Below are 14,749 nucleotides of genomic sequence, written 5' to 3'. Positions count from 1 at the left end.
CTTCGGGTTTAATGGGCAAGATCACGGGTTTTCTCGAAATCGAACGGCACGATCGCAAGTACACCCCGGTCGCCGAGCGCGTGAAGCATTACAACGAATTCGTCGTTCCCTTGACCGAGAAGGAAACGCGCGACCAGGCCGCGCGCTGCATGAATTGCGGCATTCCCTATTGCCACGGCACCGGCTCGGTCGCGCCCGGCACGCCCGGCTGCCCGGTCAACAACCAGATCCCCGATTTCAACGACCTCGTCTATCAGGGCAACTGGGAAGAAGCCTCGCGCAACCTGCACTCGACCAACAACTTCCCGGAGTTCACCGGCCGCATTTGTCCGGCGCCGTGCGAGGCGTCGTGCACGCTCAACATCGACGACAACCCTGTTACCATCAAGACCATCGAATGCGCGATCGTCGACCGCGCCTGGGACAATGGCTGGCTGAAGCCTGAGGTCGCAGCGGTCAAGACCGGCAAGAAGGTCGCGGTGATCGGCTCGGGTCCGGCCGGCATGGCCTGCGCCCAGCAGCTCGCGCGCGCCGGTCACGACGTGCACCTGTTCGAGAAGTACGCCAAGGCCGGCGGCCTGCTCCGCTACGGCATCCCCGACTTCAAGATGGAGAAGGGTGTCATCGACCGCCGCGTCAAGCAGATGGAAGGCGAAGGCGTCACCTTCCACTACAACAGCCATGTCGGCGCCGACGGCAATGTCGATCCGCGCGAGATGCTCAACGAGTATGACGCGATCGCGCTGACCGGCGGCGCGGAAGCCCCGCGCGACCTGCCGATCCCCGGCCGCGATCTCCAGGGCATCCACTACGCCATGGATTTCCTGCCGCAGCAGAACCGCCGCGTCTCCAGCGAGCCGCTGAACGGCGTCCAGGAGATTTTGGCCGGCGGCAAGCATGTCGTCGTCATCGGCGGCGGCGACACCGGCTCCGACTGCATCGGCACCTCGCTGCGCCAGGGCGCGCTGTCGGTGACGCAGCTCGAGATCATGCCCGCCCCGCCCGAGCGCGAGAACAAGGGCCTGACCTGGCCGAACTGGCCGCTGAAGATGCGCACCTCCTCGAGCCAGGCCGAAGGCGCCGTCCGCGAATACGCCGTGCTGACCCAGAAGTTCACGGGCGAGAACGGCCAGGTCAAGAAGCTGCACTGCGTCCGCGTCGACGACAAGTTCAAGCCGATCGAAGGCACCGAGTTCGAGCTCGACGCCGAGCTCGTCCTGCTCGCCATGGGCTTCGTGCATCCCGTGCACGAGGGCCTGCTCAAGCTGCTCTCGGTCGACCTCGACCCGCGCGGCAATGTCAAGGCCAACACGCTGGACTACCAGACCTCGCGACCGAACGTGTTCACCGCCGGCGACATGCGCCGTGGGCAATCGCTGGTGGTGTGGGCGATCCGTGAAGGTCGGCTGTGCGCGCGGTCGATCGACACGTTCCTGATGGGGAAGACGGATCTGCCGCGCTGAGTTTTTGCTCGGCCGCCAGACTTGCAAAAGGTGTCATCGCCCGCGAAAGCGGGCGATCCAGTATTCCAGAGACGTCAAACGTATACGGATAGGCCGCGGCGTACTGGATGCCCCGGTCAAGCCGGGGCATGACAGTGGAGTGGGTGGCGAGAGCGGAGCCAACTGAGCCGCATACGCTCCAGCGCCCCCACTACGCCCCGCTTAATTCTGCAGCCTCACCCCAACCATCACCACCGTGCCCTGCGAGCTCGAGCCCGGCTGGTTCGAATCCAGGATGTCGTGGCGCAGCGTGCCCTTGATCCAGATGTTGCGGTTGAGCTTGTAGATCAGATTGCCTTCGAGCGAGTAGGTTTTGTCGTTGCGACCCTGGTTCTGGTAATCGTAGGTGCCGTAGGTGAACTTGCCGACGGCGGTGAGCCAGCGGCGGAAGTCGTGATCGACTTCGGCGGCATAGGTGTGCACCAGCACGCCGGATGAGCCGGGGACGGTGGTCTCGTTGATCTGCGTGTCGGTGAAGAATTTCACCGTGGTGAGGCCGCTCGCATTCCAGATCAGCGAGCCCGCGGTGAGGAAGCCGGAGAGCTGGCTGAGGCGCGGGTCGACATAGTTCCGCGCGGCATAGCCGATCGAGACCTCGCCGGTGAGGATGCGCGAGAACTCGAAGGACGAACCGACCTTGGCATAGCCGCCGTTTGAATCGCGGAAGTAGCCATTGCGGTCGGCGGGCTGGTCGTGGACGCGGGTATCGCCCTCGATCTCGACGAACGGTTTCAGGCCCGGCTTCAGCTCATAGGAGAAGCGCCCGACGCCGCCATACTGGTTGAAGTCGCGGTCGTTGTTGCTGAAGGTCGAACCGTCGGTGAGTTTCGAATCCGTGTAGGCGGTGCGATCGATGGTGGCGCCGGCGGCGACCTGGAAGCGATTGAAGGTCTGGTCGAAGCCGAGCGTCGTGCCGTAGCTGGCATAAATAGGATATTTCTGCAGGCCGGCCTGCACGTTCGGGCTGCCGGGATTGTCGGTGGCGACCCGCAGGCGCAGCTGCGAGGTCAGCTTGAGATCGCGGTCGACGTCGAGGCGTCCGTCGACATGGCCGGTGAAATCGGGGCGATTGATGTCGACCGGCGACGGCGAGGCGAAGCCGTCGATCGTCGCCGGCATGTTGTTGGTGTAGGCGGAGAACGAGCCGCGCAGATCGGCGACCAGCGCGTGGCGCTCCCAGTCGGACTGCACCAGCAGGTCGGGCGCGACGACGATGACCGGCGAGCCGACCGGCTTGCTCAGGCGCGCCGGGTTGGTGTCGTAGCCGGTGGAGAGCTCGAGCCCGCCCTTGATCAGGAAACTGCCGGCATAATCGCCGACCGCGCCGAACGCGTCGTCATCGACCTTGAGCCGGCGGCGCAGCGGCTGGCCCGGCACGTTGCCGGCCATCGCCGGGGCGACCGGTGGCTTGTGTGCGGTCTCGGATGGCGGCGGCGCGATGCGCGGCGGCCCCAGCGTCGTCACCGGCGTTGCGGGCGGCGGCGCCGAGCCGGGCCCGAGCGGGCGCTTCGGCTTGGCTTGGCCGGGATAAAGCTTGGGCTGCTGCCGCTTGCGGTTCAGCGAGTCGTAGCCGGAGCCGCTGGCGCCATTGGCGGCGGGCAGGCCGTAGGTCGGGACCTGACCGACGCGCGAGGGCGCGGGCGCCTGCTGCTGCTGGCGGGTGCGCGGATCGGCATTGGGATCGGGCAGCGCCGGCAGCGCATCGGAGGGCGCCTGCGGCACGCCCGCCGTGCGCCGCGTCGGCAGCGTTTCGGGCGCGGCAAAGCCGCCGCGGTTGGGATTGAACAGGTCGGGCGTGAGGCTCTGGGCCGCTACCGGGCCGCTTCCGAGGGCCGTCAACGCCAGACATGGCAAAGCGGCGCGCAGGAAATGCGCGCGTTTGCTCCGGCCGGTGCCTGGAGACGGCCCCACGATGGAATTACCCCAACGAAATCAAATGCTTTCACGATCACCCCCACCGGCTGGCGGGAACCATCGTTAATGGAGTTAAAACAATTATGGTTAATGACCGGTTGAGGGCATAAGTGGCTCGCGTCGCCTCGCCCGTCCGGGCGTGCTAAGCAGCACGGCAACGAACGCTCCCCTCCCTGGACCTGAATATGCCGAGCTCGAAACCGCTGATGACCCAATCATCCGGCCCCACCGCTGACAGCGTCGAATCCGCGCTCCGCACCCTGGAGACGGAGAGTGGCGGCATCAACGCGCTCGCCGCCGCCCTGCGCGGCCCGCTCGGCGAGGCGTTTGCCCGGGCGGTCGACCTGATCCGCAACGCCAAGGGCCGCGTCATCGTCACCGGGCTCGGCAAGTCCGGCCACATGGCGCGCAAGATCGCGGCGACGCTGGCCTCCACCGGCACACCGGCTTTCTTCGTCCACACCGCCGAAGCCGCCCATGGTGATCTCGGGATGATCACCACCGACGACGTCATCATGGCGTTGTCCTGGTCCGGCGAGCAGCCGGAGATGAAAACGCTGGTGAACTATTCGGCGCGGTTTGCGATCCCGATGATCGCGGTGACCTCGAACGCGACCTCGTCGCTCGGACAGGCCGCCGACATCGTGATCGAGCTGCCGAAGGCGCGCGAGGCCTGCCCGCACAATCTGGCGCCGACGACGTCGACGATGATGCAGGTCGCGATCGGCGATGCCATCGCGATCGCGCTGCTCGAAGGCCGCGGCTTCACCGCGCTGGAGTTCGCGCATTTCCACCCCGGCGGCAAGCTGGGTGCGATGCTGAAATTCGTCCGCGACTACATGCGCACCGGCGCGGAGATCCCGCTCAAGCCGCTCGGCACCAAGATGTCGGACGCGGTGATGGAGATGTCGGCCAAGGGCCTCGGCTGCGTCTGTATCGTCGATGAGGCCGGCGGCATTGCTGGCATCATCACCGACGGCGATCTGCGCCGCCACATGCGGCCTGACCTGCTGACGGTGTCGGTCGACGACATCATGACCAGGCAGCCCAAGACCGTGCCGCCCTCGATGCTCGCCTCCGAGATGATCGAAGTGCTGAACACGCGCAAGATCACGACGCTGGTGGTGACCGAGGCGGACAAGGTGGTGGGCATCGTGCACCTGCACGATCTGCTGCGGGCGGGCGTGGCGTAAGGCACGCGCCCTCTCCCCTCGTCATTCCAGGGCGCGCCCTCTTGGGCGCGAGCCCGGAATCCATCCATCTCCGAGGTCGCGGCCCGATGGATTCCAGGCTCGCGCTTCGCGCGCCCCGGAATGACAGCGTGGGTGAGGCGCATCTCCCTCCTCCGTCATTGCGAGCGCAGCGAAGCAATCCAGACTGCCGCTACGGAGAGACTCTGGATTGCTTCGTCGCTTCGCTCCTCGCAATGACGAGACCTACGCCGGAAACCGCGCCGCCTTCTCCTGCAGCGGCAGCCGCAGCCCGTTCGCCAGATACGACACCGTGCGGTAGAAGCCGCACAGCAACATGATCTCCAGAATCTGCGCCTCGTCGTAATGCGCCGACAGCGCGGCGAACTCTTCGTCGCTCCACGTCGCGCGGTGGTGCAGCGCATCGACGGCCGCAATCAGCGCCTGCTCGCCCGGTGACCAGCAGGCTGAATTCGCGTCGCCCTGCGCGGTGGCGCGGACCTCGTCCGCGGTGAGCTTTGCCGGCCCCGCAAAAATCGCGACATGCACGCCCCATTCATATTCGCATCGGTTCAGCGCGCAGGTGCGGTCGATGACGATCTCGCGCTGGCGCAGCGACAGCGGTCCCGGATCAAGCAGCCCGCCGGCGCGGAACTTGTCCCAGGCGCGGGCGTGGCCCGCCATCACCCGGAACAGCACCAGCGGCGGCGCGCCGCGCATGATGCGGTCGAACTGCGCCTGGATCTCCGGGGGATAAGGCGGGGTGAGCGGGGCGATGCGCGGTGCGGCCTGGGACATGGGCTGTTTCCGTTACTACATTTACCGTAGCACTACGCTACATTATCTGTAGCACGACGCAAGAGGGTAGCAATGGCCAAGCAGGCAGCATCAGGGAAGGTCCGCGGCTCGCGCACCGGGCGGCCGGTCATGGCGCTGCTCGACCTGCTCGGCCGGCGCTGGGCCTTGCGGATATTGTGGGAGTTACGCGGCGAGCCGCTCACCTCGCGTGGCTTGCGCACCGCCTGCGACGAAGCTTCACCGACGGTGCTGCAGGCGCGGCTGACAGAGCTGCGCGAGGCCGGCTTCGTGGAGCTCGGCGACGGCGGCGGTTACGGACTGACGGCACTGGGGCGGGAGCTGTGCGAGACGTTCATGCCGCTGCACCGGTTTGCGGAGAGGTGGCGCAGCAAGAGCGGTGCCTGAGTCTCGCGATGTCGTCTCAACGGTTTCGTCATTGCGAGCCAACGGGTCCGCGCGAAGCGCGGCCCCGTTGGCTCGCAATGACGGCGGACTAAGTCGCCGCCACCGTCAGATTCGCGCCGTCCACCTGCACCACTTTCACCTTCGTCCCCGCCGGCGTATCCGGGCCGGCGACGCGCCAGACCGTGTCGCCGATGCGTACGGTGCCGCTGCCGTCGATGATCGGCTTCTCCAGCGTGAACTCGCGGCCCAGGAGCGCCTCGGTGCGCTTGTTGAGGAAGGGGCTTGCGCTTGCGTCCAGCTTCGGCCGGGCGAGGCGGCGCCAGACCGGCACGGCGGCGGTGGCGAACACCGCGAACATCACGAGCTGGATCTGCCAGGAGATGGCCGCCGCGAACGAGATCAGGCCGACGAGCAGCGCAGCTAGCCCGAGCCAGAACAGGAAGACACCCGGTGCCAGCACTTCAAGCGCCATCAGGATGAAGCCGAAGATCAGCCAGTTCCAGGTGCCGAGCGATACGAACATGTCGGTCATGACACGACCTCTTGTAATTGACGCATGACCTTATCGAAAGATCATGCGCCGTTCCTTACCCCTGCCGCGGCGGCACTGCCGGCGGCGTCGGGCCGGTCGGCGGCACCGAGCCGGTGCGACGGGCCGCGGCAGCCGCGGACGCCGCACTCTCGCCGAATGTGGCCTTGGCGATCTCGCCGATGCCGGCGAGCGAGCCGAGCATGGATGTTGCTTCCATCGGCAGCATGATGATCTTCTGGTTCGGCGCGTCCGCGAACTGGCCGAACGCCTTGATGTACTTGTCGGCGATGAAGTAGTTCAGCGCGGCGACGTCGCCCTTGGAGATGGCCTCGCTCACCATTTGCGTCGCCTTGGCCTCGGCCTCGGCGGATCGCTCACGCGCTTCGGCGTCGCGGAATGCAGCTTCCTTGCGGCCCTCGGCCTGGAGGATCTGGCCCTGCTTGGCGCCCTCGGCGCGCAGGATCTCCGACTGGCGCTGGCCTTCGGCCGCCAGGATGTCGGCGCGCTTGACGCGCTCGGCCTTCATCTGCCGGCCCATGGCTTCGACGAGGTCGGCGGGCGGCACGATGTCCTTGATCTCGATGCGATTGACTTTAAGACCCCACGGCGAGACCGCGGCGTCGACGACGCGCAAGAGGCGCTCGTTGATCTCGTCGCGATGCGACAGCACCTGGTCGAGATCCATCGCGCCCATCACCGAGCGGATGTTGGTCATGGTCAGGACGGTGATGGCCTGGGTCAGGTTGGAGACCTCGTAGCTCGCTTTCGCGGCGTCGAACACCTGGTAGAAGGCGACACCGTCCACCGTCACGGTGGCGTTGTCCTTGGTGATGACCTCCTGCTCGGGGATATCGATCACCTGCTCCATCATGTTGATCTTGCGCCCGACGCGATCGAAATAGGGCACGATCAGGTTGAGCCCGGGGCTCAGCGTCTGGGTGTATTTGCCGAAACGTTCGATGGTCCAGTCATAGCCCTGCGGCACCGTCTTCACGCCGGCAATCAGCGTGACGATGACGAGCAGCACCAGAACAATCGCGAAAATGTCGAAACCGCTCATATTTCCTCCAAGGCGGAAAAGAAGCCGGGAAAAGGCCTTTTCCGGCGCTGTCATTGGTCGGGATCACGACCCTACCGGTTCAGCGGTCGCGATTCACGTCGGTATCGGCGGGATTCTGCACAAGGCGGAGAGGAAGGAAACGGCTGCGATATGTATTTGCGGAAGGCTCTTGAAAGCGTGCGGGCGCAAACCTACCAGAGAAAGTTAACGAATCCTGAGACGCCGTCCGTCAGAGACAGCCTCACTCGATGACGTCGTTCGCGATTGCGAGCAGGCCCGGGGACAGCGTGACGCCAAGCGCCTTGGCCGTCTTGAGGTTGACCGCCAGCTCGAGCTTGGTGGGGTTCTGCACCGGCAGGTCGGCGGCCTGCGCCCCCTTCAGGATGCGGTCGATGTAGCTGGCGGCGCGGCGGAGCTGTTCGGCACTATCGGTGCTGTAGGACATCAGCCCGCCCTCCTCGACGAAGGCACGGCTCCAGAACACCGCAGGCATGCGCGCCTCATTGATCGCCGCGAGCAGCGGCGTGCGGTTGGCCATGGTGAAGAAGTCCGGCAGGATCAGCAGGCCGCCGTCCTTGCGTGCGGCCAGCGCGGCGATGGAGGCGGCGTCATTCACTGGCACTGGCTCGACCGCCACATGCAGCGTGCGCGCGGCATCCTCGATCGTGCGCAGCATCAAGGGCGCGAACGGCGCGGTGGCGGGATTGTAGACGACGAAGACGCGGGACACCTTTGGCGTGACCTGCGTCAGCATCTCCAGCCATTTGCCGGCCAGCGGGCCGTCATAATCGGTGAAGCCGGTGATGTTGCCGCCGGGATGCGCGAGGTTTTTGACGAAGCCCTGGCTGACAGGATCGGTGACCACGGCGAACACGATCGGGATCGAGGTGGTGCGCTGGCGCAGCTCCTCCACCGAGGGCGTGCCGAGCGCGAGCAGGATGTCGGGCTTGAGCGCGATCAGCTCATCGGCGAGCCGGGCGATGCGCGCGCGATCGCCCGCACCGCTGCGCCAATCGACCCTGAGATTGCTCTGCTCTTTCCAGCCATGGGCGGCGAGCGCCTCGGCGAGGCGCGCCTGCCCGATCACGTTGTCGGAGGCGATGACCGAGAGCACGCCGAGCCGGCGCGCCGCATTCGGCTGCTGCGCCAGCACCTCGGCCGGCAGCGCGGTGATCGTCCCAAGAAGCGCCAGGCATTCGCGGCGGTTCATGGGAGACACCATTAGACCCAACCCTGGAGCTCGCGCAGCACCAGGGTGCGGATCACGTCCATGCCGGGATCGCTGTCATTGAGACAGGGGATCGCGGAAAACTGCTCGCCGCCATTGTGCTTGAAGATCTCGGCATTCTCCTGCGCGATCTCCTCCAGCGTCTCGAGGCAATCGGCGGAAAAGCCCGGCGTCACCACCGCTATGCGGCGCACGCCTTCCTTGGCGAGCCGCTCCATGGTCTTGTCGGTGTAGGGCTGGAGCCACTCATCATTGCCGAAACGCGACTGGAAGGTCAGCAGCAGCTTTGTGTCGTCCATGCCGAGCCGGCGGCGCAGCGCCTCGGTCGTGGCGATGCAGTGGTTTTGATAGGGATCGCCCTTGTCGACATAGGATTTCGGCATGCCGTGGAAGGACGCCACGATCAGCTCGGGCTTGAACGGCAGCGTTGCCAGATGAGTCTCGATCGAGGCCGCGAGCGCTTCGATATAGGCCTCGTCCTCGTAATAAGGCGGCGTCACCCGCAGCGTCGGCTGGTTGCGCAGCCGGGCGAGCACGCGGAACACTTCGTCGCAGACGGTGGCCGAGGTCGAGGCGGAATATTGCGGATAAAGCGGAACGGCGAGGATGCGCTCGCACCCCTTCGCGATCAGCGCGTCGATGCCCGACTTGATCGAGGGATTGCCGTAGCGCATCGCCCAGTCCACCACGACGTGCGCGCTATCGGACAAGGCGTCGGCCAGTTTGTCGCTCTGCGAGCGCGTGATGGTCTTCAGCGGCGATTCGTTCTTCTCGTTGTTCCAGATCTTCTGGTAGTCGAGCGCCTTGGTGCGGGGGCGGCTGCGCAGGATGATCCCGTTCAGGACGAACTGCCAGACAAGGCCCTGGTCCTCGATGACGCGGGCGTCGGACAAAAATTCCTTCAGATAGACCCGCACGCCCGGCGCATCGGCCGTATCGGGCGTGCCGAGATTGACCAGGAGCACGCCGACGCGCGGCTGGCTGGACTGAAGGGGCGGCTTCGCGGTCGCGATGGGGGCTGCGGTCGTCATGCTCAGTTGCGTCGCGCGTTGCACCGAACTTGTCAAGATGAGCCCGGTTTCGCTAGGGTCCGCCTCAAGCGGGGGAGGGAAGATGACGCTCGCGGAATGGTGTGTATTCGGGGCGCTGCTGCTCTATCTGGCGACGATCGCCGCGATCAAATGGATCAGGTTTCGCGGGTTCGACAATTCACGCCCGCGCGATCCCGCCTTCTATCAGGACGCCATCGCGGCGCGTGCGCTGGGCGCCCATCAGAACGGCATCGAGACCTGGCCGTTCTTCGCCTTCGCCGTCCTGCTCGCTGAATACAGGGACTCGCCGCAGCGGCTGATCGACGAGCTCGCCGCGTTGTTCCTGATCGTGCGGGTCGCCTATGTGCTGACCTATCTCGGCAACCGCCCGACCCTGCGCTCGATCCTCTGGAGCATCGGCTTTGCGATCAATCTCGGGATCTTCTTCATGCCGGCCTTGAAGCGCTTCCTGCCGGTGTGAGTCGGATCTCACACCGACAGATGACGCTCCCGCGTCGCGATCAGCGCCCGCATCGATGCCGGGATCGTGACTGGGCGATGGGTCTGCTGGTTGGTGTAGACCCAGACGATCTCGCCGGTCACCAGCGCATCCGTGCCGCCTTTTTGGAAAATGCCGAGCTCGAAGACGAGGCTCGAATTGCCGATCCGCGCCACGCGCGCACCGACGTCGAGCTCCCAGTCGAACCTGACCGGCGCCTTGTATTCGATCACCGATTTGACGACGTGAAAGTCGATGCCGCTCGCCTGCGCATCCGCATATTGGTCAAACCCCAGCGCGCGGAAATATTCGGTGATGGTGGTGTCGAAATAGGTCAGGTAGTGCGCGTTGAAGACCACGCCCTGACCGTCGATTTCGGAATAGCGCACCCGGAACGGGTGAAAGAACCAGAAGTTATCGCGCGACATGGAATCCCCCGACTGTTCTTGTTCGTTTGACGAACTGAATAGCGGACCGGAGGGAGCTTCGCAAAGCCAGCAGCTCCCGTGTCCCGGACGCGGTGCAGCGCCCTTGCGCTGCTCCGCAGAGCCGGGACCCAGAAGGCTACAGGTTATAGTCCGGAGAGATGGGCCCCGGCTCTGCAGCGCACCGTCGAAGAGACGCTGCGCTGCGTCCGGGGCACGAGAGCTTGGTTCAGAAACACGTCGTCCGCTCGGCCGCGATGTAGCCGAACAGAAGCCCCGCGCCGAACAGCAGCACGACGGCAGCGGCGGCAAATTCGATGCCCCGCATGAACAGTGCGCCGCCGCCGTCGCGGCCGGCGCTGAGGCGCTGCGCGATGTCCTTGGCGGAGACGGCGACGACCGCGATGGCGGCAACCGTGATCGCGGTGCCGAGGCCCATCAGGAAGGTCGCGGCGATGCCGGCCCAGAACAGTCCCTGGGCGAGCGCGAACACCAGAACCAGGATCGCGCCCGAGCAGGGGCGGATGCCGACGGTCAGGATCGCGGCAAAGCCGCGGCGCCAGCCGCCGGGGCCGGCGAGTTCGCTCGGGGTGGGACCGTGGGAATGGCCGCAATGCTCATCATGGACGTGGTCGTCGTGCCCGCCATGGTGATGGGCGTGCGCGTGGTCGTGGCCGTGATGATCATGGTGATGATGATCGTGGTGATGCTCATGCGCATCGTGATGACGGTGACGGCCGTGATCATGGTCATGCGGCACGCCGGCGATCGCCGGCACCGGCTGGGCCGCCTGCAGCGCGCGGATGAAGGTGCGGCCCTTGACCCAGACGAGGCGCAGGCCGAACAGCGCGATCAGGGCATAGCTTGCGATCTCGATCGCGCCTTCCGCCTTGCACATGGTCTTGGCGGTCGCATTCAGGATCCAGGCCGAGATGCCGACGATCAGGATCGCGACCAGCGACTGCATCAGGGCGGACGCGAACGAGAGCGCGATGCCGCGCCTGGCGGTCTCGCGGTTAGCGACGAGATAGGAGGCGATCACCGCCTTGCCATGGCCGGGGCCGGCCGCATGGAAGATGCCATAGGCGAACGAAATGAACAGCAGCGTCCACACCGCCGAGCCGTCCGACTTGGCGGCGCGGATCGTCGCCGACATCTGGCGATAGAATTCCGACTGCTTTGCCAGCAGCCAGCCGATCAGGCCGCTGGCCTCGGGCTCGGCGGCCTGCGTCGGGCGTGGTGCACCGAACGGGTTTTGCGCGAGGAGATCGTGGAGCGCGGCATCGGCCGCGCCCAGCACGACGACGATTGCGGCGCAGGCGAGCAGCCCGCGGGCGAGCGGAGACTGAAGACGACCGATCAAGGGCAATCCACCGTGATCTTGTTGGCGAACATCATGCCGAAATTGGAGTTCTCGCCGTTCAGGAAGGTCTGCTCGTTGAGCTTCTGCGCGGTGGCGGAGCCGTCGCTGGGCCGATCGAGCTTCATCTGGCAGCCGGCGGGCGCGCCGACCAGCTTGACCGGATTGTCCTTGGCCATCTGGAAGTCGATGAAGAAGGAGCGGTCGAACACTTCGAGCACCAGTTGCTTGGGCTTGACCGGGTTCTTCAGCGGCAGCGTGAAGTGCAGGGTCAGCACCGTATCCTTGTAGTCGAGGAAGTAGTCGACCGGCTCGTTAAACCGCTCCTTCTTGCCGTCGGCTCGCGCGAAGGTGAAGTAGGCGTATTCCTTCAGCGACTCGACATTGGTCTGCGCCAGCGGCACCAGCTCCTCGCGGGTATAGGTGCCCTTGGTCTTGCTCTCGAGCCCCTGCACCGCATAGGCCGAGAACATGTCGTCGAAGGTCCAGGCGTGACGGACGCCGGTGATGGTGCCGTCCGCGGCGTAAAGCAGCTCGCTGGTCGCGGTGATCCAGACATGCGGATGCGCGCTCGCAGTGCCCGCCGCGAACGACAGGCCGGCGGCGAGCAGCAAGCCGAACAGGGCACGCATGCCCATCAGGCCGCCTTGGCGTCGTCGAGCAGGCCGCGGCGGCGGAGCAGTGCGTCGGGCTCAGGCGGACGGCCGCGGAAGGCCTCGTAGGCGGCCTCCGGATCGACCGATCCGCCGGTCGAGTAGATGTCGTCGTGCAGACGCTTGGCCACGGCCGGATCGAAGATGTTGCCGGCCTCCTCGAAGGCGCCGAAGGCGTCGGCGTCCATCACCTCGGACCACATGTAGCTGTAATAGCCGGCGGCATAATGATCGCCGGAGAAGATGTGGCCGAACTGGGTGGGCCGGTGACGCAGCGAGATCTCCTCGGGCATGCCGATCTTCTCCAGCTCCTTCTTTTCGAAGGCGCGGACATCCTGCGCGGCGGCGGCCGGCTGGGTGTGGAATTCGAGATCGACCAGGGCCGAGGAGACGAACTCGACGGTCGCAAAGCCCTGGTTGAACTTTCGCGCCGCAAGGAAGCGCTGCAGCAAATCGTCCGGCAGCGGCTCGCCGGTCTGGTAGTGGCGGGCGAACTGCTGCAGCACCTCGGGCCGCTCCTGCCAGTGCTCGTAGAGCTGGGAGGGCAGCTCGACGAAGTCGGTGAACACCGACGTCCCCGACAGCGACGGGTAGGTCACGTTGGAGAGCATGCCGTGCAGGCCGTGGCCGAACTCGTGGAACAGGGTGCGGGCGTCGTCGGGCGACAGCAGCGAGGGCTCGCCATTGGCCCCCTTGGCGAAGTTGCAGACGTTGATGACGAGCGGCGCGATCTCGCCGTCGAGCTTCTGCTGGTCGCGCAGCGAGGTCATCCAGGCGCCGGAGCGCTTTGACGGCCGGGCATAGTAGTCGCCGTAGAACAGCGCCTTGTGCTTGCCGTCGGGTCCCTTGACCTCCCAGACCCGGACGTCCGGGTGCCAGGCCGGCACGTCCTTTCGCTCCTCGAAGGTGATGCCGAACAGGCGCGTTGCGCAGTCGAAAGCGGCGGCGATCATGTGGTCGAGCGTCAGATACGGCTTGATCGCGGCATCGTCGAAATTGGCGCGCTGGAGGCGGAGCTTTTCGGCATAGAAGCGCCAGTCCCAGGGCGCGAGCTTGAAATTGCCGCCCTCGGCGGTGATCAGCGCCTGCATCTCGTCGCGGTCGGCGAGCGCGCGGGCCCGGGCCGGCTTCCAGACCCGCTCGAGCAGGCCGCGCACGGCGTCGGGCGTCTTGGCCATGGAATCCTCGAGCCGGTAGGCGGCGAAGGTCGGATAGCCCAGCAGCTGGGCGCTCTCCTCGCGCAGCTTCAGGATCTCGACGATGGTGCCATTGTTGTCATTGGCATTGCCGTTGTCCCCGCGCGCCGTGAAGGCCTTGTAGACCTTCTCGCGCAGGTCGCGCCGGGCCGAGCTCTTCAGGAACGGCTCGGTCGAGGAGCGCGACAGCGTCACGACGGCCTTGCCGGCCATGCCGCGTTCTTCCGCCGCAGCCTTGGCGGCGGCGACGAAGCTCTCGGGCAGGCCCTGGCGGTCGGCCTCCCCCAGCTCCATGAACCACTCCTGCTCGTCGCCGAGCAGATGGTGGCTGAAGCTCGTGCCGAGCTGGGCGAGCTTCTCGTTGATCTCGGCCATGCGCTTCTTCGCCTCCTCGGAGAGGCCGGCGCCGGAGCGATGGAAGCGGGTGTAGGTGCGCTCCAGCAGGCGGAGCTGCTCGGGCGACAGACCAAGGCCGGCGCGGTTCTCGTGAAGCTGGGCGATGCGGCCAAACAGCACAGCGTTCATCATGATCGGATTCCAGTGCCGCGCCATCCGCAAGGAGACCTCCTTGTCGATCTCCAGGATGGCCGGGTTGGAATGCGCCGAGACGAGATCGTAGAACACCGCCGCGACCTTGTTCAGCAGCCTGCCCGAGCGCTCCAGCGCCGTGATGGTGTTGGCGAAGTCGGCCGCGGCCGGATCGTTGGTGATCGCCGCGATCTCGGCGGAGTGGTCGGCGAAGGCCTGCTCGAAGGCCGGCAGGAAGTGCTCCGGCTTGATCTCGTCGAAGGGCGGGGTCGCGAACGGCGTCACCCAGGCCTTCAGCAGCGGATTGGTCTCGGAGTCCGTAGTTTGGCGGGGTTCTGACATCGCAGGTCTCTATTTTTGAGCTGATTTGTTGGGGCCAGCTATAGCACGCGATGGGGCTTTTTTGGGCCATTTGCCCTTGCTCCCGG

The 14,749-nt window shown here is 65.8% G+C and carries 14 protein-coding genes; 4 read left to right on the top strand and 10 right to left on the bottom strand.

Annotated features, from left to right (window positions below):
* Nucleotides 1-11: 11 nt before the first annotated feature.
* Entirely contained in the window at nt 12-1,463 is a 1,452-nt protein-coding gene (locus tag VGR99_RS05920; RefSeq protein ID WP_326897389.1) for a glutamate synthase subunit beta, read from the top strand.
* Nucleotides 1,464-1,664: 201 nt separating this feature from the next.
* Here the strand turns inward: VGR99_RS05920 and VGR99_RS05915 are convergent, their stop codons facing one another.
* Nucleotides 1,665-3,413, bottom strand: coding sequence for an outer membrane beta-barrel protein (locus tag VGR99_RS05915; protein WP_326897388.1), 1,749 nt, complete (start codon nt 3,411-3,413; stop codon nt 1,665-1,667).
* A 188-nt stretch (nt 3,414-3,601) separates the two neighbouring features.
* On the opposite strand from VGR99_RS05915, the gene VGR99_RS05910 reads away from it, so the two are divergent.
* The gene (locus VGR99_RS05910; protein ID WP_326897387.1) at nt 3,602-4,609 is read left to right on the top strand and encodes a KpsF/GutQ family sugar-phosphate isomerase; all 1,008 of its coding nucleotides are present in this window, start codon (nt 3,602-3,604) and stop codon (nt 4,607-4,609) included.
* A gap of 243 nt (nt 4,610-4,852) precedes the next feature.
* Here the strand turns inward: VGR99_RS05910 and VGR99_RS05905 are convergent, their stop codons facing one another.
* Entirely contained in the window at nt 4,853-5,404 is a 552-nt protein-coding gene (locus VGR99_RS05905; protein ID WP_326897385.1) for a carboxymuconolactone decarboxylase family protein, read from the bottom strand.
* A gap of 72 nt (nt 5,405-5,476) precedes the next feature.
* Between VGR99_RS05905 and VGR99_RS05900 the strand changes: the two genes are divergently transcribed.
* A complete protein-coding gene (locus VGR99_RS05900) occupies nt 5,477-5,809 on the top strand; it encodes a helix-turn-helix domain-containing protein (protein ID WP_326897384.1) in 333 nt (110 codons plus the stop codon).
* A gap of 88 nt (nt 5,810-5,897) precedes the next feature.
* Here VGR99_RS05900 and VGR99_RS05895 read toward each other — a convergent pair whose 3' ends face one another.
* The 4 genes from VGR99_RS05895 to hemH all read right to left on the bottom strand — a co-directional run bounded on the left by VGR99_RS05895 (nt 5,898) and on the right by hemH (nt 9,660).
* Nucleotides 5,898-6,341: an NfeD family protein gene (locus VGR99_RS05895; protein WP_326897383.1), complete on the bottom strand. Its 444-nt coding sequence runs from the start codon at nt 6,339-6,341 to the stop codon at nt 5,898-5,900.
* A gap of 55 nt (nt 6,342-6,396) precedes the next feature.
* The gene (locus VGR99_RS05890; protein WP_326897382.1) at nt 6,397-7,401 is read right to left on the bottom strand and encodes an SPFH domain-containing protein; all 1,005 of its coding nucleotides are present in this window, start codon (nt 7,399-7,401) and stop codon (nt 6,397-6,399) included.
* A gap of 241 nt (nt 7,402-7,642) precedes the next feature.
* Nucleotides 7,643-8,611, bottom strand: coding sequence for an ABC transporter substrate-binding protein (locus tag VGR99_RS05885; RefSeq protein ID WP_326897381.1), 969 nt, complete (start codon nt 8,609-8,611; stop codon nt 7,643-7,645).
* Nucleotides 8,612-8,622: 11 nt separating this feature from the next.
* A complete protein-coding gene (gene hemH / locus VGR99_RS05880) occupies nt 8,623-9,660 on the bottom strand; it encodes a ferrochelatase (RefSeq protein ID WP_326897380.1) in 1,038 nt (345 codons plus the stop codon).
* An 82-nt stretch (nt 9,661-9,742) separates the two neighbouring features.
* On the opposite strand from hemH, the gene VGR99_RS05875 reads away from it, so the two are divergent.
* Nucleotides 9,743-10,141, top strand: coding sequence for an MAPEG family protein (locus VGR99_RS05875; RefSeq protein ID WP_326897379.1), 399 nt, complete (start codon nt 9,743-9,745; stop codon nt 10,139-10,141).
* An 8-nt stretch (nt 10,142-10,149) separates the two neighbouring features.
* Here VGR99_RS05875 and VGR99_RS05870 read toward each other — a convergent pair whose 3' ends face one another.
* The 4 genes from VGR99_RS05870 to VGR99_RS05855 all read right to left on the bottom strand — a co-directional run bounded on the left by VGR99_RS05870 (nt 10,150) and on the right by VGR99_RS05855 (nt 14,663).
* Nucleotides 10,150-10,587: a thioesterase family protein gene (locus VGR99_RS05870; RefSeq protein ID WP_326897378.1), complete on the bottom strand. Its 438-nt coding sequence runs from the start codon at nt 10,585-10,587 to the stop codon at nt 10,150-10,152.
* 226 nt (nt 10,588-10,813) lie between these two features.
* On the bottom strand, nt 10,814-11,953 hold the full coding sequence (locus tag VGR99_RS05865) for a nickel/cobalt transporter (RefSeq protein ID WP_326897377.1): 1,140 nt from the start codon (nt 11,951-11,953) through the stop codon (nt 10,814-10,816).
* The gene (locus VGR99_RS05860; protein WP_326897376.1) at nt 11,944-12,582 is read right to left on the bottom strand and encodes a DUF1007 family protein; all 639 of its coding nucleotides are present in this window, start codon (nt 12,580-12,582) and stop codon (nt 11,944-11,946) included. Before VGR99_RS05860 ends, VGR99_RS05865 begins: the two co-directional genes overlap by 10 nt.
* Entirely contained in the window at nt 12,582-14,663 is a 2,082-nt protein-coding gene (locus VGR99_RS05855; RefSeq protein WP_326897375.1) for a M3 family metallopeptidase, read from the bottom strand. Before VGR99_RS05855 ends, VGR99_RS05860 begins: the two co-directional genes overlap by 1 nt.
* Nucleotides 14,664-14,749 lie beyond the last annotated feature (86 nt).

Origin of the sequence: Bradyrhizobium sp. (genome assembly GCF_035935975.1) — a bacterium.
GTDB lineage: Bacteria > Pseudomonadota > Alphaproteobacteria > Rhizobiales > Xanthobacteraceae > Bradyrhizobium.
Note: the sequence above shows the minus strand (reverse complement) of the source record. Positions and strands in the feature narration are given on the sequence as shown.